This window comes from Phycisphaeraceae bacterium, from assembly GCA_015709595.1.
Lineage (GTDB): Bacteria > Planctomycetota > Phycisphaerae > Phycisphaerales > SM1A02 > CAADGA01.
Genome location: CP054178.1, coordinates 2,701,558 through 2,722,296, shown reverse-complemented (window position 1 = coordinate 2,722,296; position 20,739 = coordinate 2,701,558). Strand labels below are relative to the sequence as shown.

Annotated in this window: 19 protein-coding genes and 1 tRNA gene; 10 read left to right on the top strand and 10 right to left on the bottom strand. The window is 68.3% G+C overall.

Annotated features, from left to right (window positions below; all coding sequences use genetic code 11):
* Window positions 1-127: 127 nt before the first annotated feature.
* From HRU76_11570 to rfaP, 3 genes are read left to right on the top strand one after another with little or no spacing between them, the layout of a single operon-like run.
* Window positions 128-457, top strand: coding sequence for a hypothetical protein (locus HRU76_11570; protein QOJ18191.1), 330 nt, complete (start codon window positions 128-130; stop codon window positions 455-457).
* A complete protein-coding gene (locus tag HRU76_11565) occupies window positions 454-1,551 on the top strand; it encodes a glycosyltransferase family 9 protein (GenBank protein QOJ18190.1) in 1,098 nt (365 codons plus the stop codon). Before HRU76_11570 ends, HRU76_11565 begins: the two co-directional genes overlap by 4 nt.
* On the top strand, window positions 1,548-2,396 hold the full coding sequence (rfaP, locus tag HRU76_11560; protein QOJ18189.1) for a lipopolysaccharide core heptose(I) kinase RfaP: 849 nt from the start codon (window positions 1,548-1,550) through the stop codon (window positions 2,394-2,396). Before HRU76_11565 ends, rfaP begins: the two co-directional genes overlap by 4 nt.
* Here the strand turns inward: rfaP and HRU76_11555 are convergent.
* Both HRU76_11555 and HRU76_11550 read right to left on the bottom strand, forming a co-directional pair.
* A complete protein-coding gene (locus tag HRU76_11555; GenBank protein QOJ18188.1) occupies window positions 2,317-3,072 on the bottom strand; it encodes a hypothetical protein in 756 nt (251 codons plus the stop codon). The two genes, rfaP and HRU76_11555, sit on opposite strands and share 80 nt — an antisense overlap.
* The gene (locus HRU76_11550; protein QOJ18187.1) at window positions 3,069-3,794 is read right to left on the bottom strand and encodes a toluene tolerance protein; all 726 of its coding nucleotides are present in this window, start codon (window positions 3,792-3,794) and stop codon (window positions 3,069-3,071) included. The genes HRU76_11555 and HRU76_11550 overlap by 4 nt, the downstream gene beginning before the upstream one ends.
* Window positions 3,795-3,967: 173 nt before the next feature.
* Here HRU76_11550 and HRU76_11545 point away from each other — a divergent pair, with 173 nt between their 5' ends.
* Complete coding sequence (locus HRU76_11545; protein ID QOJ18186.1) at window positions 3,968-5,359, top strand: O-antigen ligase family protein; 1,392 nt, start codon at window positions 3,968-3,970, stop codon at window positions 5,357-5,359.
* A gap of 56 nt (window positions 5,360-5,415) precedes the next feature.
* Here HRU76_11545 and HRU76_11540 read toward each other — a convergent pair whose 3' ends face one another.
* Window positions 5,416-5,901 carry a rhodanese-like domain-containing protein gene (locus HRU76_11540; protein ID QOJ18185.1) on the bottom strand — a complete coding sequence of 162 codons (486 nt, stop codon included), beginning with the start codon at window positions 5,899-5,901 and terminating at the stop codon, window positions 5,416-5,418.
* A gap of 376 nt (window positions 5,902-6,277) precedes the next feature.
* On the opposite strand from HRU76_11540, the gene HRU76_11535 reads away from it, so the two are divergent.
* A complete protein-coding gene (locus tag HRU76_11535; protein QOJ18184.1) occupies window positions 6,278-7,291 on the top strand; it encodes a hypothetical protein in 1,014 nt (337 codons plus the stop codon).
* Between the two features lie 95 nt (window positions 7,292-7,386).
* A complete protein-coding gene (locus tag HRU76_11530) occupies window positions 7,387-8,082 on the top strand; it encodes a redoxin domain-containing protein (protein QOJ18183.1) in 696 nt (231 codons plus the stop codon).
* Window positions 8,083-8,131: 49 nt separating this feature from the next.
* On the opposite strand, the gene trpD is transcribed toward HRU76_11530, so the two are convergent.
* The 4 genes from trpD to HRU76_11510 all read right to left on the bottom strand — a co-directional run bounded on the left by trpD (window position 8,132) and on the right by HRU76_11510 (window position 10,553).
* Complete coding sequence (gene trpD / locus HRU76_11525) at window positions 8,132-9,223, bottom strand: anthranilate phosphoribosyltransferase (GenBank protein ID QOJ18182.1); 1,092 nt, start codon at window positions 9,221-9,223, stop codon at window positions 8,132-8,134.
* A 63-nt stretch (window positions 9,224-9,286) separates the two neighbouring features.
* Window positions 9,287-9,661: a hypothetical protein gene (locus HRU76_11520; protein QOJ18181.1), complete on the bottom strand. Its 375-nt coding sequence runs from the start codon at window positions 9,659-9,661 to the stop codon at window positions 9,287-9,289.
* On the bottom strand, window positions 9,658-10,131 hold the full coding sequence (locus HRU76_11515) for a hypothetical protein (GenBank protein ID QOJ18180.1): 474 nt from the start codon (window positions 10,129-10,131) through the stop codon (window positions 9,658-9,660). Before HRU76_11515 ends, HRU76_11520 begins: the two co-directional genes overlap by 4 nt.
* An 11-nt stretch (window positions 10,132-10,142) precedes the next feature.
* Complete coding sequence (locus tag HRU76_11510) at window positions 10,143-10,553, bottom strand: carboxymuconolactone decarboxylase family protein (GenBank protein QOJ18179.1); 411 nt, start codon at window positions 10,551-10,553, stop codon at window positions 10,143-10,145.
* A gap of 333 nt (window positions 10,554-10,886) precedes the next feature.
* On the opposite strand from HRU76_11510, the gene HRU76_11505 reads away from it, so the two are divergent.
* Genes HRU76_11505 through HRU76_11490 form a run of 4 tightly spaced genes read left to right on the top strand, consistent with a single transcriptional unit; the run spans window position 10,887 to window position 19,500 of the window.
* On the top strand, window positions 10,887-12,251 hold the full coding sequence (locus HRU76_11505) for a DUF1501 domain-containing protein (protein ID QOJ18178.1): 1,365 nt from the start codon (window positions 10,887-10,889) through the stop codon (window positions 12,249-12,251).
* Entirely contained in the window at window positions 12,248-14,788 is a 2,541-nt protein-coding gene (locus tag HRU76_11500) for a peptidase (protein ID QOJ18177.1), read from the top strand. Before HRU76_11505 ends, HRU76_11500 begins: the two co-directional genes overlap by 4 nt.
* Complete coding sequence (locus tag HRU76_11495) at window positions 14,778-17,276, top strand: DUF1549 domain-containing protein (protein ID QOJ18176.1); 2,499 nt, start codon at window positions 14,778-14,780, stop codon at window positions 17,274-17,276. The genes HRU76_11500 and HRU76_11495 overlap by 11 nt, the downstream gene beginning before the upstream one ends.
* Before the next feature lie 4 nt (window positions 17,277-17,280).
* The gene (locus HRU76_11490) at window positions 17,281-19,500 is read left to right on the top strand and encodes a hypothetical protein (GenBank protein QOJ18175.1); all 2,220 of its coding nucleotides are present in this window, start codon (window positions 17,281-17,283) and stop codon (window positions 19,498-19,500) included.
* Between the two features lie 66 nt (window positions 19,501-19,566).
* Here the strand turns inward: HRU76_11490 and HRU76_11485 are convergent.
* The 3 genes from HRU76_11485 to HRU76_11475 form a co-directional block, all read right to left on the bottom strand.
* Window positions 19,567-19,654 (bottom strand) — tRNA-Ser (locus HRU76_11485).
* A gap of 67 nt (window positions 19,655-19,721) precedes the next feature.
* Window positions 19,722-20,303, bottom strand: a complete 582-nt coding sequence (locus tag HRU76_11480; GenBank protein QOJ18174.1) for a hypothetical protein — start codon at window positions 20,301-20,303, stop codon at window positions 19,722-19,724.
* A 57-nt stretch (window positions 20,304-20,360) separates the two neighbouring features.
* Window positions 20,361-20,576 carry a DNA-directed RNA polymerase subunit omega gene (locus HRU76_11475; GenBank protein QOJ18173.1) on the bottom strand — a complete coding sequence of 72 codons (216 nt, stop codon included), beginning with the start codon at window positions 20,574-20,576 and terminating at the stop codon, window positions 20,361-20,363.
* Between the last annotated feature and the right edge of the window lie 163 nt (window positions 20,577-20,739).

The following is a 20,739-nucleotide window of genomic DNA, read 5'->3' as shown; positions in this document are numbered from 1 at the left end:
CGCTCCTGAGCCCCTTGGCCTCCGGTATCCTCGATGCCTTGATGGCCTGATGCCTTGATCCCTCGATCATTGTCCCGCCTGCGGCCCACATCGTCCCACGCCTCGCGCACTCCCCTCGGAACCACCGATGACAGCACCCGGCCTCTCCACCGTCACGCTGCGTGCCCTGCGGGGAGAACCGCTGGCGGACGAGCGCACGCGGGAAACCGTGGTCGCCGCCGCTCACGCGCTGGCGGAGCGCCACGCCGTGACCGTGCGGTCGATCCGGCCCGAGCCGGACGCCATCACGATCACCATCGAAGGTCCGCGGATTGTCGCCATCGGGCTGGCGGCGGAGTTGCGGCGTCTCACCACACGCTGGTACGCGGCCAGGCATGGCGGCGATTCGCTCTGGGGGGAACCGCGGTGGAGCGACGAGGAGGAGGATGACCTGGGCGAGGCGTGGAAGTTCTCATGAGCCCCATCCCCCACGGCACGAACCGGCTTCTCATCGACATGCCGTCGTGGCTTGGCGACTGCATCATGGCCACACCTGTGCTTCGGGCGGCCAGGACAGCGATCCCCGAGGCGCGGATCGTCGGGCTGGTGCGGCCCGGTCTCGATCGACTGCTCGCGGGATGTCCCTTCGTGGATGAGTGGATCGCCCTTGACCCGCGCGGCGTCGCGGGCGTGTGGCGCAGGGCAAAGGTCATCCGGGCCGTCAGACCCGACGCCGCCCTGCTGCTGCCCAACAGTTTCCGGGCCGCACTCGCCCTGCGACTGAGCGGCACGCGCATCCGCGCGGGGTATGCACGGGACGCACGCGGGTTCCTGCTCACGCACGGGCTGGCGTTCGACAAGCGGCGTGAGCGGCCCATCGCCACGCTCGAGTACTACCTGCGGCTGGCGAAGTGGTCGCTGGGCGTCGAATCGATTGACCCCGCGCTGCATCTGGCGGTGTCCGAGGAAGATCGCGCCGCCGCCGCCTCGACGCTGCGGGGCGTCACCGGCCCATTTGTGGTGCTCAACCCCGGAGGGAACAAGCCGGGCAAGCGCTGGCCAGCGGAGCAGTTCGCGGTCGTGGGGCGTGCGCTGTCGGCCCGTCACGGCGTGCGCGTGGTGGTCAACGGCTCGCCCGGCGAACGGGAGATCGTGCGAGACGTGTGCGCGGGCGTGCCGGACTCCATCAACCTGGTCGAGCGAGGCGTCACGCTCGGCGCGTTGAAAGGCGTCATCGAACGCGCCTTGCTTGTCATCACCAACGACACGGGACCGAGGCACATTGCCGCCGCGCTGGGCACGCCGCTGGTGACGCTCTTCGGCCCCACCGACCCGCGCTGGACCACGCTGCCGGGAATCCGTGAGCGAATCATCACGGCGGATCCGTTCCTTCCGGAGGAGCTTGTCGCGGATGACGTGCCGGAGCGATGCGCCATCGGGCGCATTCCCGCATCGGACGTGATTCACGCGGCGGAGGCAATCATGGGGCAGGTCACGGCGGGCGAGGGGCGGGGGCGTCCTCTCTCGAAGACGCGAGGGGCTTCGGAGAAAGGGGGCGGTGAAGCGTCGTGAGGATCGAACTCGCCGACCATCTCGCCGCCCATCTGCCGCGTCAGGGTACGTTCGACGCGGTCCTGTCGCTCACGGGGCGGGTCTTCCGCGAACACAAGAACCGGCGCACGTTCCGCTGCGAGATCGGCGGACGGGCGTACTTCGTCAAGGTCCACGACCGCACCCCGCCGGCGGAGTTCGTCCGCAACCTGCTGCACGTCCGCTGGCCGATCACCTCGGCCGCGCCGGAGCGTGACGCCATCGAGCGGTTGGTGCGACTGGGCGCGCCCACGGTGCGATGCGCCGGGTTCGGCGAGCGCGGCGGAACGCCGTGGACGCGGCAGTCGTTCATCATCACCGAGGCGCTGGAAGGGTTCATCCACCTCGACGAGGCGGTGCGGTCGTGGCAGTCGCTGCCTCACCAGAGGCAGTCGCGGCTGAAGCACGCCGCCGTCGCCGAACTGGCCGCCATCGCCCGCGCCATGCATGAGAACGGGCTCAATCACCGCGACTTCTACCTCTGCCACTTCATGCTGCCCCAGCGCGACTTCAGCACGTTCGAGCGCGGCGATGAACTCCGGCTGCACGTCATCGACCTGCACCGGGTGCAGATCCGCCCGCGCGTGCCGATCCGATGGATCGCCAAGGATCTGTCGGGATTGCTCTTCTCGTCGCTCGATCTGGGCGTCACCTCGCTCGACGGGCTGCGCTTTCTGCGGACGTACTGGGGGCGCGGCTGGCGCGAGCGCCTGCGCCAGCGGGGCACCCGCGGCTTTCTGCGCCACGTCATCCGACGCGCCGTGCGGACGTATCGAGGCGACTTTGGAAGATCGCCTGCACTTCCGGCCGGTCTTGCCAGTTTCTGAGAAAGCGCGCCCGGTCGCGTTTGCGGGCGCGGGCAAGCGTCGGACCGGGCGGGTGCGGACGCATCCCGTCCAGATCGATGAGCCACAGCTCGCCCGCTCCATCCACGAGAAAATTCGTGGCCTTCATGTCCCCATGCCCCAGCCGGGCCTTGCCCAGCGCCCGCCAGATGTCGGCGAAGCGATCGGCCATGGCCTCGATCACCCGGGCATCGTTCGCATGCGCGACGACCCACTCGACGAGGGGGACGCCCGGTACGTGCTCCACGATCAGAAACGAACGCCCCCGGAAAGGTCCCCATCGTTCTTCCACGAACGCCAGCGGCGTGGGCGTGCGCAAGCCCGCGGCGCGCACCCGCTGCGCGTTGGCCCAGCACCAGGATGCACGCGACCGCGCCAGCAGGTGCGTGAGCGTGTGAAACAGCCCCCTGCGGTTGTACCGTTTGATGACCGCTCCCCCACCCCCCCCACTTCCACCCCCCCCACCTCCGCCGCCTTCGTTCGACGGTCCAGCAATTCGCGCCACGGTGCAGCGATCTCCCGGCTTGAGAATCGTCCCCTGCTCGATCAACGCATCGGGTCGCTCCCGCAGCGCATGGAGGATCGCCTCATCCACGCCGGCCCGCGCCACCAGGCGGCGACGGAACGAGCGGCGGCGGATGACGCCCGCTTCGCTCATGTCGCCCTCGCCGGCGCCGCATGACGGAGCAGTATGGTCGCCGCCTCGCCCAGCGACGGGTGCAGCGGCGCCAGGTCCGCCAGGAACCGGGTTCGTGACCGTTCCGACAAACCCGCCGCTTCGAGGTACGTGGCGATGAACCGATCCAGCCCGAAGGCCTCCAGCGCCTGACGATCAACGTCGTAGCGCATGGGGGGCTTGAAGTTGCGCGCCCGGCGCCATTCCGAAAGCGGTTGATCGAAGAAATGGCAGTCCGCCAGGTCGATCAGCCCGAACGAGCCGTCAGGCAGGTCGATCACGTTGTTCAGATGAATCGCGCGGAAGTACACGCCCTTCTCATGCAGCATCGCGAGAAACCGGGCATGGCCTGTCAGCAGACGATCGCGCTCAACGTGGGTGGTCTTCGGATCGTTCAGATGCGCCCGCAGCGGGCGACCGGCAAGACCCTCGTACTTCACCGCGTGCTGACGCATGCCCTTGACGCGAAAGGCGTCCACCACGCGCACGGTGGGAATGCCCAGTTCCGCCAACCGCCTCGCCGCCCGGCAGAAACGCTGCATGTACGGGCTGTAGAGCGTGGACGAAAGACCCCGCTTCTGGCGGAAGAGCTTGATGTAACAGCCGTCGGCGCAGCGGAAGACCTTGCCCGGCTTGCGATCCGACGACGCGACCCGCGCTTCCTCCACCAGCCGCAGATACTCGTCCGGCTGCAAGGTCTTCATGCGGCGGATGATAGGGGGGAACGCACCGGGCAACCGGCATGGCGGTGATGTTGTCGGTTCCCGGTTTTCCCGGCTGTCTGTCGGCAATGGGCAAGTGACTGGCGGTGTGATGCAGTCGCCTCCTCGACAATGGCCCCGGATGGATCACCCCCGCCCGCGTACCATCACGCCGCATGGGTTTGATTCGCACCGACCTGCCGCCCCCTCCCGCGTGGCGACGCGAGGACGCCGCCGTGCTGGCCCCGGCGCTGCATCGCTACGTCCGCGTGCGAGACCCAATCGGCCACCAGGTTCATACCGCGCTGGCGATGCTCTACCTCGTCTGCCTGCCGCTGGCGCCGGCGCTGGAGGCCATCTCATTCGCCCTGCTGGTCGGCTACGCCCTCATCCGCCTGCCCAACACCCGGTGGTGCTATCCCCCGGTCATCGCCGACCGCTGGGTTCTCGCCATGCTGGCGTGGGCGGCGATCCATGGGCTCTCCATCCTCTGGTCCATCGATCCGCACGAGGGGCTGACGGAACTCAAGGCCTTCCGCGTGATCCTGCTGCCGCTGGCCTTGTGGCCGGTGCTGGATCGTCCCTACTGGCTGATCTGGTCGTTCCTCGTGGGCGTGCTGGCGATGAACGGCGTGCAGATCGCCCAGTTGCTGGGCGTACTGGGGCAGCAACTGGAAGGTGAGAGCCGCGCCCGCGCCCTGCTCCACCCCATCCAGACCGGGGCGTTCAACCTGGCTGCATTCCTGATCTACTTCGCCACCATCCTGCGGACGCGCTGGACGGTCGCGCCCGCCTCAATCCGTCTGCTCGCTCTGCTCATCCTCGGCGGCCTGCTCGCCGCGGCGGGGCTGGTGGCCTCGGGCAGCCGCGGCAGCTGGGTGGCGGGCGGCCTTCTCACGCCCGCGCTGTGGCTGTTCATGACGATCCGCCACCGCGAAGTCCGCCGCACCGCGATCATCGTGGCGTGCAGCGCGCTGGTGCTGGGCGCGGTGGGCTGGCACTTCGGGGGTTCGTATATTCGCTTCCGCATCGAGAACGCGCAGAAGCATCTGGATGCCGCCGAGCAGGGCGACTACGCCACCGGCACGGGGCAGCGGCTGATGATGTGGCGATGGGCGGGCCGGTTCTTTCTTCAGTCGCCCGTGTGGGGGCAGGGAGCGGGCTCGTTCCGCGTGCTGACGCGGCAGACACCGGAGTACGCGGAGACGCTCTCGCGCCTGCCCCGCGTGCAGAAACTGGTGCGTGAGACGGGCAAGGGCGACGGCCGCATCACCGCCGCCCATCCACACTCGGCGTACCTGCACGTGCTCTACGCGACGGGCGTCCTGGGGGCGATTCCATTCACCGCGTCACTGGTGATTCTGGTGGTGCGAACGTGGCGCGAACGTGGGGGAGCGCGCGACCACCTCTTCGCGGACGCCCTGCCGTGGGTGTTGCTGGCGTGGCTGATCGGCACGCAGTTCGACTGCTATACCCTCAACGGCCACGGCTTCGGACTGCTGGCGTTCATCGCCGCCCTGACCCTGCCGTGGCGACCATCCGCGCGGCGCGGGATGGGGGTGGAGTGACTGGACAGGTCTGGTGACGCGAATTGTCCGAGCCCGGGAACGCGGGACCGATTCTCCTACCCGCCCTTCACCGTGTCGTTCCCGGCGGCCTTCCAGGCGCGCAGCCCGCCGCGCAGGGTTCGCACGTCCTTGTGACCGTTGCGAATGAGGTTCTTGGCCATCACGGTGGCGAGGGTTCCGTCATAGTCATCGCCGTAGACGACGAGCACGTCGAAGTCCTTCAGTCGCGGGTCATTCGGCGACAGGTCGCTGGGCTGAACGTTGATGGCGCCGGGAATGTGCTCCGCCTGGTAGCGGGCTGCGGGGCGCGGGTCCACCCAGCCCACCTTCTTGTTGCCCAGCGACAGAATGCCCGACTTCTCGCGGCTGAGCACCACGGCGTCCTGCACCTCCAGAAACTGCACGTCCTTGTCGCTCGTCTTGTTGCTGTCGCAGCCGGGCGGAATCAGCACCAGCACGCCGGCCAGCAGCGAGCCAAGGAGCAGAGCATGGTGCAAAGAACGGACGGTGGGCATGCCTGGGGCCGGGTGGGAAGAGGTCATGATGAGATCCGGGGGAAGAAGACTGGAATGAGGGGAGCAAAGGAACCGAAGGGCGGAAGGAAGAACAGCAAGGCCGACGGATCGCGCGGGGCGTAATGAAAGTGTACTGATTCGGCGGGGAGTTCGCAGCGTGGACAAATGCTGCCGTGTGCGGCCATGGCCGACTTGCGTCGGATCAATCCCGATGCGTCTCCAAGTTGTGGCAGATTCAGCAGTTCCATCAATAAGACCGGGAATAGACCCGCGGGGTTGAGGGGTCTTTCACCAATGTGACACGCCCCGATCCGCAGTCTTCCAACCGGCGTTGCGTGTGCCGTGGCTGCGTCAGCCGTGGGGCATACCGTTTCGGCAGGACCATCCACAAGGAGCATGACCCGTGCGTGACGTGACGATCCGGATGGCTCGCTCCCTTGTCGCCCTGACCACGTTCGGTGCGGGGTTGGCATCGTCGGAGGCCTGCTCACAGGAAGCGCCTTCAGGTGACGAACTGGTCAAGGTCACGGCGGCGTCGGTCGTCCACGAGGCCCGGGCGGGAGAGTGGTTCCTCATCGGCTTCCGCTTCGAAATCGCTCCGCACTGGCACATCTACTGGGCCAACCCGGGCGATTCCGGCGCCCCGACGGTGATCGAAGTAAACGCGCCCGAGGGCTTCGAAGTCGGGGCGATTCTCTGGCCCAGACCGCTCAATATTCCCGGCGAGTTCATCACCTATGGCTACGAGCATGACGCCACCCTGTTCGTGCCTGTGAAGCCCCCGAAAGACGCCTCGCCCGGCGAGGTGGCATTGACGGCGTCAGTGGAATGGATGGTCTGCCGCGATGAATGCCTGCTGGGCGGCTCGACGGTCAGCGCCACGGTGCGCGTGAGCAACCAACCCGCTCCACCCAAGCCCATTGCAGGGGTACGCGAGGTCACGATCACCGGGGCAGACGGCGCGCACGCTCGACACGCCATCCGTTTCGACCGGGAGGCGGCTCTCAAGGCGTTCGACCGCGTGCCGCGCGATCTGGCGTCGGAAATGGGCGCAACCATCGAACTCTCGGGGCGGCGCGTGGTTCTGACGGGGCCGGCCCCGGGGGGAGCCGCGGGGTCGAGCGGGTCGGATACTCCAGCGGCGACGGGCCTCGAGTTCTTCCCCAACCCTTCGCCTGGCGTCGCCATGCGGGTGATCGAGCAGTCGGTATCGGATGGGCGATTCCGCCTGGTGCTGGAAACCATCGTCAGCCCCACCAACACGCGCGGCGTGCCGCCCCAGGCGGCGGGGGTCATCGGATTGACGCCGATGGACCCGGCCAACCACCGGTCCTACGGCTTCCGCTTGAGATTGGACACGGACGGGCCGATGTCGAAGGATACATCGACCGGCAGGGATGGGGCCGGAACGGGGTGAACGGGTGGACGAACGCGGGCTGGCGCGTGAACCGGACCGACCGGCGAACGTCGATGAGTCGGCCGGAGCGTGACGAGGCCCCGGGAGATCGCACGATGAGCAGGTTGATTGCTTCGCTGTTCATGCTGGCGGGCGCGCTGGCGGTGACGACGGCCGTTGCAGCCGCCAACCCCCCTCGCATCACCGGTGGCGCGGCGACCGATGGCTCGTCCGATCAGCCCGGACGGGCGCCGCAGCCGCCCGCCGTGGCGAAGGTCGGCGAACCGGCCCCCGACTTCACGCTCACCGACAGCGAGGGCAGGACGCACACGCTCTCCGGGTTGCGCGGCAAGATCGTGGTGCTCGAATGGGCCAACCCCCAGTGCCCGGTCTGGAAAGGACTGTACGAGCGTGATCTCATGCAGCAGGCGCAGAAGCAGGCGAAGGAAGCCGCTCCCGAGGTGGTGTGGCTGGCCGTCAACAGCACGTTCAACACCACCGAACGCGAGAACAACGCCTGGCTGAAGCGCTTCCGGGTGCCGTGGCCCATTCTGCTCGATCTGGAAGGCGACGTGGCCCGTCGATTCGACGCCCGCACCACGCCGCACATGTTCATCATCGACGCCAAGGGCGTGCTGGTCTACAGCGGCGCGTTCGACGATGACCCCAACGGCGTGAAGGCCAAGAAGGGCGAAACGGTGGTTAATTACGTGGTCAGCGCGGTTGCGCAGCTGAAGGCCGGCCAGCCGGTGAAGCCGGACCGCACCCGCCCCTACGGCTGCGATCTGAAGCTCAAGAAACCGGCGGAGTGAGCCACCTGCCGAAAAGGTGGTGGCTGTTGGCTGACGACCGCGGACGCAGTCACGCGGAGCCGGTTGTGCTGGAAATCGCGACCAGTCGTTCCAGAACGTTTCTCGCCGCGCCGTTCTCAAGGGCTTGTCGCGCGAGGCGCAGCCCCTCGCGCCAGGTATCGGCGACGCCCCCGGCCATGAGCGTGGCGGCGGCGTTGAGCAGCGCCATGTCCCGCCGCGGTCCGGCGTCGCGCCCCTCCACAATCGCGCGAAATGCCGACGCCGCGTCACGCACGTCGCGGACCTGCAGGTCAGCAAACGTGCTCCGATGCAGCCCAAGCATGGCGGGATCGAGTTCCTCCTCCCACACACGGCCGCCATCCACGTGCGCGATGCGCGTGGGCGCGGTGAGCGTCACCTCATCCAGTCCGTCGCGGCTGTGAACCACCAGCGCCCGCGTGGCGCCCAGGTCACGCAGGGCGTGGGCGATGGGCAACACGAAGCGATCGGCGTAGACGCCCATCACCTGCCGCCGAGCTCCGGCCGGGTTGGTGAGCGGCCCCAGCAGGTTGAACAGCGTGGCGAACCCCAGCGCCTTGCGGGCGCCGATGACGTGTCTCGTCGCCGGATGGTGGTGAATGGCGAAGCAGAAGCACACGCCCGCCTCATCCAGGCAGCGGGCCTGAGTCGGACGGTCGGCATCGACGTTGACGCCCAGCTCCTTGAGTACTTCCGCGCTGCCGCGACCCGTGCGCGAGCGGTTGCCGTGCTTGGCGACGGCGATGGTCCGCTCCCCCGCGGCGGCGGCGATCACCGCGGCGACCGTGGAGACGTTGAAGGTCTTGGGCGCGCCGCCCGTGCCCGCGGTGTCAATGAGCCGGTCCGGGTCGATCGCGGTGGGCACCGCGTCCACGTGCGCCCGCATCACACGGGCGGCGCCGAGCAACTCCTCCGGAGTGGGAGTCCGCGTGGCCAGCAGGGCGAGGAACGCGCCGATCTCCGCTTCGTGCGCCTGCCCGGAGATCATGGTCTCGAACGCGGCGGTGGTGTCCGCGGCGGAGAGCGACTGGCCCCGCAGCAGACGCTCGAAGATCGGCGTCAGATCCGCCCGCGCGGGCTGGCGCGGGAACTCCGAAGGGCCGTGCTGAGGTATGGCTGACATGAACGATCCTAGCGACCGCACCGTGGCGTCGCGCGACCCGCCGGGAAGCAGGATCACGTGATCTCAGGCGCCCTTCGCCGAGTTCCCGGGGCCCGGCGTCTCCACCGGCGCCGCGGGCCGGGTCGCACATGACGCCTCCATCGCCTCGATGCGGCGGCAGATGTACTCGATCGACCCGCGCCGTTCCAGGAAGCCCGCGAAGGTCTCGAAGCCGCGAGGATCGGTCACCGCCCAGACGAACGGAGCGAAGAAGTGCATCGTCTGCGACCCGATGTAGTTGAGCGGGCGCGACATCTCCAGAAAGATCAGCGACGGCGTCGTCAGGTGCCGCTTGACGATCTGGGCGCACACCTTGTCCACCACCTCGCGCTCGGCGTCGCTGGGCTCGGCGGGACCGGGCTTGTCCACCGCGAAGGCGTGCCGGAACCACCGCTTCATGCGTCGTCTCCCCGCGCCAGTCGAAGTCGCTCCTCGATGGTCCGGATGGCCCGCGGCGCGTCCTCGCCGAACACGATGTGCAGCCCCTGGAACGAGTCCAGCCGCGAAGGCACGGCTCGCGTGGAGAGAAACCCGCCGGTCTCGTCATGCAGAAAGCGACGGATCTCGGTCCAGCGCAGGCGAAGCGTGGAGAGGAAGGTGCGGGCCGTGATGCCCTCGGCGTCGATGGCGTAGAAGCTGGGGAAGTAGAACCGCTGAAGCACCAGCACCAGAATCGCCGACGCCAGCAGCCCCATGCCCACGCTGGTGGCGGGCGAGAACCCGTCGGCGTGAAACAGCCCGCCCGTCATGGCGCCGATCGCCAGGATGATGACGATCCCCAGTGCCGCGCGGCCGGGGCGCTGCTTCGCCGGAAAGGCCCGCCATTCCAGCAGCGGCGGAGCGGTCGAGGTGGATGCATCGGTGGTCATCGTGGACATGGTCAGACGCCCGAATCGCCATGTCCGGAGGACGCGGCGGGCGAGGCGGCAGGTTGGTCAGGAAGCAGCTCCTCCAGCGTCAGCATGGCGTGCCGCAGATGCGGAATGAAGATCGACCCGCCCACGACCAGCGCCACGTTCAGGGCATCCACGATTTCCGCCTTCGTCCACCCCCGACTGACGCACTGGTCGAGGTGATAGTCAATGCAGTCGTTGCAGCGCAGCACCGCGGAGGCCACCAGCCCAAGCAGCTCCTTCGTGCGGGCGTCCAACGCGCCCGGCCCGCCCGGCTCGTAGGCGGCGGCGTCCAACCGGAAGAACCGTTTGATGCCCAGATGGTCGGCGGCGAAGACCACCTGATTGGCGCGCTCGCGCTGGGCGCGGAACTCGTGGATGGACCGATGCTCGGACATGCGAGATGATATGAAGCCGACCGGCCTGCGGGATGCACGTGCGGAAAGCCAGCATGTTCAACGCCAACCACGGCGGGACATCTCGCCCGATCCCGCACCGCGGAGCGGAATCCTGGCATCCCTCCCCCCATTTTCACTGCTCCAATCCGCGATTCCACCGATCCGTGCCCGGCGCGGCCCGGTTTCGTTCTTGCAATCCGGTTCCGGCTGGGACATGATGAATGGTCCTTCCTTTGAACGCACGGGCCGGGGAAGCCCGGGAAGGAACCGGACGAACTGACATCCGCAGGGTTGCGGAGTCCAGGGGGCGGGGCGGGGAAAGGAGTCTGCCTGATGGCCACGAACGCCAGTTGGGGTTCACCTCGAGGACGCTGTACCGGCAACGCGTGCTGCGACCGACGGAGTTTCCTGCGTGTCGGCACCCTGGGCGGCTTCGGCACGTTGCTGGGGCTGGGATTGCCTGAGTTCCTGCGACTCGAAGCCATCGCCAGCGCTTTTCAGGATTCGGCGGGCCGCGCAGCAGCCGGGCCGCGAGCCAAGTCCGTCATCCACATCTTCCTGCCGGGCGGCATGGCCCATCAGGACACCTTCGATCCCAAGCCCTACTCGCCCGTTGAGTATCGCGGCGGAATGGAAGCCATCGCCACCACCATCGACGGCGTGCAGTTCGGCAGGCAGTTGCCGCGCATCGCCCAGATCGCCGACCGGATGACGATCATTCGCTCATTCACGCACGGCGAAGCGGCCCATGAGCGCGGCACGCACAACATGTTCACCGGCTACCGGCCCAGCCCGGCCATCGTCTACCCCAGCATGGGCAGCGTGGTATCGCACGAACTGGGAGGTCGCAACAACCTGCCGCCCTATGTGTGCGTGCCGTCGCAGCCGACCACGTACGCGGGCTCGGGGTATCTGAGCAGCTCCTACGCCCCGTTCAGCGTGGGCAGCGACCCGGCGGCCCGCGAGTTCATCGTGCGCGATCTGAATCTCCCCAACGGCGTCGATGAAGCCCGCTTCACGCGAAGGCGGCGGCTGCTGGACGCCGTCAACGCCCACTTCGAGCAGCGCGAGAAGTCCGATGACCTGGACGCGATGGACAGTTTCTATGCGCGGGCGTACGACCTGCTGGCCTCGCCCGAAGCGCGCGAGGCCTTCAACCTGGGCGCCGAGCCGGACGCCATGCGCGACGGCTACGGTCGCAACCAGGCCGGTCAGCGCATGCTCCTGGCCCGGCGGCTGGTGGAGGCGGGCGTGCGCTTCGTCTCGCTCACGTACGGCGGGTGGGACATGCATCAGAACATCCTCGAGGGGCTCAACAGTCAGTTGCCGCCCTTCGATCAGGCGCTGGCGGCATTGATCGGCGACCTGGAGGCGCGCGGGCTGCTGGATTCAACGCTGGTGATGGTGACAACCGAGTTCGGACGCACGCCCCGGCTGAACCCCGATGGCGGGCGCGACCACTGGCCGCGCGTGTTCTCCATCGCCCTGGCGGGCGGCGGCGTGAAACGCGGCCTGGCGTACGGCCGGTCGGACGCCACCGCCGCCGAGCCGGACAGCGACCCGGTCGGTCCGGAGGATCTGGCCCGAACCATGTTCACGCTGCTGGGCATCGATCCGGACAAGCGACTGATGGCCCCGGGCGACCGGCCCATCGACATCGTGCGCCACGGGCGCGTCCTCACCGAGATTCTGGCATGAGGCGGCGCCCGGGCGGAGTTCTCCTGACGGCGGAACGATCAGGCGGCGCGGCGGCTCTGATCGCGATGGTGATCGTGTGCCTGTTCTCCGCCGCGGCGCAGGCATCGCAGCCGGTGGTGAACCGCATCGTCCCGCGCGGCGCGCAGCGCGGCGCCGACGTGGAAGTGATCCTTCGCGGCGAGCGTCTGGCCGACGCCCAGGAGATTCTGTTCGACCGGCCGGGCGTGGAAGTCCTCAAGCTTGACGCAGCGGATGAGGGCACGGTGCGGGCGACGCTGCGAATCGCATCAGACTGCCCGCCCGGCATGGTGGGGTTCCGACTGCGCACCGCGAGCGGCGTCTCCAACCTGCGGCTGTTCAGCATCGGGGCGCTGGCGGAACTGAACGAGCAGGAGCCCAACAACACCCTCGCCGCCGCCCAGCGAATCGAACTGAATCGCACCATCAACGGCGTGGCGGACAACGAGGATCAGGATGTCTTCACCTTCGAGGCCAAGGCCGGCGATCGCGTGACCGCCGAGGTGGAGGGCATCCGCCTCGGAACGGCGTTCTTTGACCCGTCGGTCGCCATACTCGATGCCGAGGGATTTGAACTGGCGACCTGCGACGACGCCGCGCTGCTGCGGCAGGACTGCTTCGTCAGCGTGGTGATTCCGAAAGACGGCCTGTACGCTGTAACGGTGCGGGAGTGCTCCTTCGCGGGCAACGGCGACTTCGCGTACCGCCTGCACGTGGGTGCGTTTCCTCGTCCGACGGCGATGCTTCCGGCAGGCGGACGACCGGGTGAAACGCTCAGAACCACGCTGCTGGGGGACGTGGAGGGTCCGCGCGAGATCGAGTTGACGGTTCCCACGGTTCTGTCGTGCGCGGCGTTGCCGGGCGGGATGTACCCGCGCCACGTGATCGGCGTCCACGTTTCCGATGATCGCGGCATCACGCCCTCACCCGTCCATCTGGTCGTCAGCGATCTTGACAACCTCATCGAAATCGAACCCAACAACCGGGGCGAAGAGGCGACCACCTGTTCGCCGCCCATCGCTCTCAACGGCGTGCTCAGCGAGCCGGGCGACCGCGACTGCTTCCGCTTTACGGCCAGGCAGAACGAGACGTACCAGATCGTGGCGTACGCGCGGCAGATTCGTTCGCCGCTGGACGCGGTCATCCGCGTGAACCAGGTCGGGCGCGGACAGATCGCCGCCAATGACGACACCAACGGCCCGGACCCGGTGCTGGAGTTCCGAGCCCCCGCCGACGGCGAGTACGTGGTGGTGATCGAGGACCACCTCGGTCGAGGCGGCGTGGACTTCGTCTACCGCATCGAGATCGCGCCGGCTCCAGTTCGCGTCACCCCCCTGCTGCCCCGGCTGCAGGAGCAGGTCGTCGTCCCGCGCGGCGGACGCATGGCGGCGATCGTGCAGGCGGTTCGAACGGGCTTCGGCGGCGATCTCGTGACAAGCATGCGGGGGCTTCCCGAGGGCGTGACGCTGCACGCGCCGCGCCTGCACGCCTCGGTCAACCAGGTTCCCGTGGTCTTCGAGGCCACCGCCGACGCCCCGCTGGCCGGGGCGCTCGCGTCGCTCACGCTCGCCCAGCCAAGCGAGGAGGGATCGATCGCGGGCGACTACCGGCAGGACATCGAACTGGTGCTGGGCCAGAACAACGTCGTGATGATGGCGCAGACCGTGGATCGCCTGCCGGTCGTAGTGGCCGAACCCGCGCCCTTCTCGCTGGAGGTGATCGAACCGAAAGCGCCGCTGGTGCAGAACGGCCTGATGGACCTGAGGGTGCGCATTACGCGGGTGGAGGGGTTTGACGGGCCGGTGCGCCTGCGCGTGCCATTCACGCCGCCCGGCGTAGGGGCGAGCAACTCCGTCACAATCCCCCAGGGGCAGACGGAAGCGACGATTCCCTTCAACGCCAACGGCAACGCGCCGACGCGCGACTGGCCCCTGGTGGTGGTCGGCGAGACGGGCGGACGTCGCGGCCCCATCCGCGTCTCGTCGCAACTGGCGACGCTGCGGGTCGCGCCGCCGTACGTGTCAGTGGAGCCGCAGCCCGTCTCCGTGGAGCAGGGAGCACGGACCACGATGTTCATGAAGGTGGTGAGGCGTGCACCCTTCGACGGATCGCTGACGCTGGCGCTCGAAGGGCTTCCTCATCGCGTCACCAGCGAGCCGGCGGAACTCACGCCGGATGTGAATGAGTTCACGTTCACGATCATCACGCAGCCCGACAGCCCGGCCGGCAGGCACACCAGTCCGTTCTGCCGCGCCGTGGTGATGGTGGAAGGCGAGCCGGTGATTCATCGCCTGCCCGCGGGCGAGATTCGCATCGACGTGCCCCTGCCGCCCAAGTCGGACGCGCCGCCTCCTCCTCCACCGCCTCCTCCGCCCGCCGCCGACCCGGCCGCGCCGGTGGTCAAGCCGCTCTCACGACTGGAGCAGCTGCGCCAGCAGGAAGAGCAACGCCGCAAGCGCGAGCAGTCGCCCCCGCCAGCCGCCCCACCGAAGCAGGAAGGAGGCGGCGATGCCGCGTAACCGCACATGGTTGCTGCCCGTCGCGTGCGCCGCCACGACGATCCTTGGCGTGGCGCTGACGCCGCTTGCTCCATCGGTGCGGGCTTCCGCATCCTCACCGCATGGAGACGCGCACTCCACCGGGCGGCGATACCAGTCCATCGAGGTCTTTCCACCCGCCATCTCGCTGGAAACACGGCGTGATCGTCAGCGGCTGATCGTTCTTGCCGCCGATCCGGCCGGCGTGCAGCACGAAGTCACCGACCAGGCCGACATTGACGGCGGAGCGCTGGCCACGGTCGAGCCGGGCGGCGTGCTGCGTCCGATCGCGGACGGCGCCGGATTCGTCCGCGTCGCCATCGCGGGCGCCGTCATCGACGTACCGATCACCGTGACGGGAAGCGGTGTGGAGCGGCCCATCAGTTTCCGGCTCGACGTGATGCCCGTCTTCATGGCGGCGGGGTGCAACTCCGGCGGGTGCCACGGTTCCGCCCGCGGGCAGGACGGCTTCCGCCTGTCGCTCTTCGGGTTCGACCCCGAGGGCGACTATCACCGCATCACCCGCGAACTGGCGGGGCGACGCCTCAATCTCGCCCGGCCCGAGGAAAGTCTGCTGCTGGAGAAAGCGCTGGGACGAGTTCCCCACACGGGAGAGAAGCGGCTGGACCGGGATTCCGCGCTTTACGATTCGCTCGTGCGATGGATCGGCGCCCAGGCGCCGCGCGATCCGGTGGACATCCCGTCGGTGACGAGCATCGAGATCTTCCCGCCGGGCCTTGTGCTCGCGGCGGACGGCGCGACCTGTCGCGTGACCGTGCGTGCGAAATACTCGGACGGCACGGATCGGGACGTCACCGAACTCTCGCTCTTCCGCACGAACAACGAGACCTGCGCCGATGTGTCCCGCTCCGGCGTCATCACCACCGGCCTGCGGGGCGAGGCGTTCATCACCGCGAGTTTCGACACGCACACGGTGGGCGCGCCCGTCGTCGTGCTGCCCCCGGGTTCGGCGGATGATCCGGGGACGGTTGACATGCCCGCCGCCAACTGGATCGACGAGGCCATCAACGCCAAACTGCGCACGCTGCGTCTCACGCCCTCGCCCCGCTGCGATGACGCCACCTTCATCCGCCGCGTCACGCTGGACCTGATTGGACTCCTGCCGACGCCGGAGGAAAGCGCCGCGTTCATCGACGACGATGCCCCCGACAAGCGGGCTCGGCTCATCGACCGGCTGCTGGAGCGGCGCGAGTTCGTGGACCAGTGGGTGATGCACTGGGCCGAGTTGCTGCAGATTCGCTCCAACAACGAGATCAGCTACAAGGCCGCCCTGCGGTACTTCGAGTGGCTGCGCGCCAACTTCAGCAACGACGTGCCGCTGGATGAGATGGTGCGGCGGATTCTCACCGCCACGGGCGGCACCTTCACCGAACCCGCCACGAACTTCTACCAGAACCAGCCCGACACCCTGGTGCTGGCGGAGAACGTGGCCCAGTCGTTTCTGGGCATCCGCATTCAGTGCGCCCAGTGCCACAACCACCCCTTCGACCGCTGGACGCAGAACGACTATTACGGCTTCGTCTCCTTCTTCTCGCAGATCGGGCGCAAGCGAGGCGAGGATTACCGCGAAACCATCGTCTTCAACAGCCGCCGGGGCGAGGTGAACCATCCCGTCACCAGCACGCCTGTTCCGCCCACCTTCCTCGGCGGGGGTCCGGCGGACGTGCGCAACCGCGACCGGCGCGAGGTGATCGCCGAGTGGATCACCGCTCCGGGCAACCCGTGGTTCGCGCGGTCCATCGCCAACCGGGTGTGGGCGCATTTCATGGGCATCGGCGTCGTGGAGCCGGTGGATGACTTCCGCATCAGCAATCCGCCGTCCAACGAGCCATTGCTCAACGGACTGGCGAGGCGTCTCGTGGAGGCCAGGTACGACCTCAAGACGCTGGTGCGCGACATCTGCAACTCCGAGGCGTACCAGCGATCGACTCTGGTCAACGCCTCGAACGCCGGTGATGACCGCAACTTCTCCCGCGCTTTGATCCGCCGCATGCGTGCGGAAACGCTCCTCGACGCCCTCTGCCAGGTGACGGAGCAGCCCGAAAAACTCCGAGGACTGCCGCTGGGCGCCCGGGCCGTCGAGATCGCCGATGGATCGACCACCAACTACTTCCTCACCACGTTCGGCCGGGCCACTCGCGAGAGCGTGTGCTCATGCGAAGTGGTGCGCGAGCCGTCGCTGTCCCAGGCGCTGCATCTGCTCAACGGCGAAACAGTCCACGCCAAGATCATGCAGGGCAACGTGGCGGGTCGGATGCTTCAGTCCGGCCTGACGCCGGAACAGGCGCTCGACGCCCTGACCCGGCGGTGTTTCTCCCGTCCCCCCACGGAGATCGAGCAGAAGGCCCTGGCGACGTTGCTCGCCGAGGAGAACGCCGACCCGAAGCAGGCGCTCGAAGACCTGTTCTGGGCCATGCTCAACTCCAAGGAATTCCTGTTCAACCACTGACGCCATGCGACGATCGTCCCTGGGCCAATCCGTTGCAGTCGCCGCCGCGCACCTTGTGGCGTGGAACGCCGCCGCGCAGGACGCCCCGCCGCGAATCAACTTCGAGGAGCACATCCGTCCCATCATGGCGGAGTCCTGCACCAGTTGCCACAACCAGCGGCGGGCGCGCAACGGCTTCGCCGCCGATTCGTATGACGCCATCATGCAGGGCGGCTCGTCCGGCGCGTCGATCGTGAAGGGCGACCCCACCAAGAGTCTGTTCTATCAGTTGATCGCGCACTCGCGCGAACCCTTCATGCCTTACGAGGATGAGAAACTCCCGGCGGATCAGATCGAGATGATCCGTCAGTGGATCGCCCTCGGCGCCCCGCGCACCAGGGACGACGCAGTGATGGACGTCGCCTCCGGCCCCAGGGCGCTCGATCCCGCGGCGCTGACGACTCCTGGCGCCAGGGCTGTCATGCCCGAAGGTGTGCGTACGGAACCGTGGTGGTGGACGGAGCAGCCGCCCACCGTCAATGCGCTGGCCGCCAGTCCCACCGCTCCGCTCGTCGCGGTGGCGGGTCATCGACAGGTCGTGCTCTACCACGGTCAGACGCTCGCGCGACTTGGCGTGCTGGATTTCTCCGAGGGCACGATCCACGTGCTTCGCTTCAGCCGCGACGGCGGGCTTCTCCTGGCGGGCGGAGGTCGCGGCGGCGAATCCGGCCGCGTTGTCGCATGGGACGCGGCCACCGGCGAGCGCGTGCTTGAACTCGGCGACGAGCCGGACGTAGTGCTCGCCGCCGACATCAGCGACGATCGAACACTGGTTGCGTTGGGCGGGCCGGATCGCGTAGTGCGGGTCTACAACACGTCAGATGGATCACTCGCTTACGACCTGCGCAAGCACACCGACTGGGTCACCGCGCTGGAGTTCAGCCCCGACGGCGTGCTGCTCGTGACCGGCGACCGGGCCGGGAACGCCCTGGTTTGGGAGGCGCGGACGGGTCGTGAGTACCAGGCGCTGCCATCGCACAACGGGCGTGTGACGGACGTGACATGGCGCGCCGACAGCGTGCTCTTCGCCACGGCGGGCGAAGATGGCGTGATCCGCGTGCTCGATGCCGAGGGATGCCGCGAGCAGCGAGCATTCAACGCGTCTGGCGGCGTGCTCAGCATCGAGTGGGATCGCACGGGACGCATCGCCACCGCCGGGCGTGATCGACTGGCCCGGCTCTTCGGCGAGGGCGGCAACGAACTGCGCACCTTCGGCCCGCTCAACGACCTGGCCGCAAGCGTGTGCGTGACGCACGACGGATCCCGCGTGGTCGTGGGCGGGTGGGACGGCGATGTTCGCGCGTTCGAGGCGGCTGACGGCATGCTGGCTGGCGCAATGCCCGCGAACCCGCCGACATCGTGGCAGGAGGCGATCGGCGCCGCCGCCCGCGAATACGAAGCGCTTGCGGCCGGACGCGCCGCGCTCGCCGCCGCCGCGACGGATGCGGAGCAGTCGATGAAGGCGGCGCTCGCCGAGGCGGATGCCGCCGAATCGAAGTCCGACGAGGCCGCCGTCTCGCTGGCGGCGCAATCGCGGCGCGAGGAGCCGGCGCGGGCGGCCCTGGACGCCGCAGAAGCCCGGGAGGCGGCGCTGGCCCGGCTCATCGTCGAGCGCGAGGCCTCGGTGCAACGCGCGAAGGAGGCGATCGTCGAGGCCGAACAGGCGGACGACGCCGCCCGCCAGGGGCTGCGCGAGGCGATCGAGCGCCACGCCGCGGTCGAACTGGCCCTGGAGCGTGCTGCTGATGACGCCCAGCGCTCCGCGCTCGCGGCGGAACTGACCACCGCGCGGGCGCTGCTGGATGGCGCAGTCGCCATCGCCGAGCGCGAGTCGGCGGAACTGGCGAAGCGGCGACTGGCGCTTGCCACGGCTGAGCAGCAGCTGGCCGCGCGGATCACCCTGACGACGGATGAGCGGACCGTGCTGCAGCGGACCATCACCGACGCCCGCGCCGTGCTGGACGAAGTGCAGCGACTTCGAGCCGCGGCCCAGGAGGCAAGCACCATCGCCGTCGAGCGGCGACGCATCGCCCGACAGATGGAAGCGGCACACGCGGACGCCGTCGCGCGACTGACCGCCCATGATGAGGCCATCGCGTCCGCATCGCGGCGTCGAGATGAAGCCGCGGCGGCATGGCAGGCCCGGCGCGAGGCGATCATGGCTCGGGCAGGTCGGGTGGAATAGGCGCTTCGGACCGCCGCGCGTCGCGCGAACGACCTGATCCGCGTGTTCCCGCGACTCTCAGAAAAGCGGACAGGGTGGGATTCGAACCCACGGTGGCCACAAGGACCACACCGGTTTTCGAGACCGGCCCTTTCAGCCGCTCAGGCACCTGTCCGAAGTGAACGCGATTGTTCCAACGGCAATCGTGCTCGTCAAATAAAGTCTTCCACTTCCGGCGGATTTCAGCGCAACGCCCGCTCCAGCGCCGACAGCAGTTCATCCGGTTCGGGCAGTCGCCCCGCACCCTCGGTGCGGCAGGCCTGCCACCCCACGCCCGGCTCCAGCACGATGAAGCCGTCGGCTCGCAGCTGCATCAGGTTGCGCTGCGTGGACGCCTGCGACAGCATCACGGCGTTCATGGACGGCGCCACCAGAATCGGGGTCGTCCTCGGATCGATGGCGGAAGCGACGAGCGTCACCACGTCCTCGGCGAATCCGTGCGCGAGTTTCGCCACCAGGTCCATCGTCGCCGGCGCGATGAGCATGGCGTGAGCGCTCCGCGCCAGCGCGATGTGCTGCGGATCGTGCGATTCCGCGCGATCCCAGACGCTGGCGTACACAGCCCGACCCGAAAGCGACTCGAACGTCAGCGGCGTGACGAAGCGCGTCGCGCCATCAGTCATCAGCACCGTGACCTCGGCCCCCTGCTGGACAAGCCGACTGACCACGGTCGCCACCTTGTAGCAGGCGATGCCGCCGCTCAGGCCGACAAGCACCCGCTTCCCGGCGAACGGACGGGTTGATGTGGCTGCGTCCTGGCTCATGGCTGAGTCCGACCGCGCCGCGCGAGGCGGTCGCTCCGGACGCCCCCCGCGGGCGCGTCAGTTGTTCGAGGCGCTGCTCGGCGCTTCTTCAAACGTGATCTTGTCCTGCATGATCTCCTCGATCACCAGTTCCAGATCGGTGCGGCCGTTGCGCTCCACCAGCGGGCGGGCGCCTTCGATCAGTTCCACCAGCCGCCGCTGAATCAGCGCTGTGAGGCGGAACTTGCCGCCGACCTTTTTCACGATCTCGTCGCTCTTGAGCGCTTCAATCATGGGGCACATCACCTCGTTGGGAACCGCGCCAGCATTCCCACGGAAACATCCACGGGTCCGCCGGGCAAGCACATACGATAGTCCCGGATCGCACGGCGGTCGAGGCGGGATGACGGGCTTCGGGTGGAGTCCACCAATGGGCACGGACGACGGAGATGGCCGG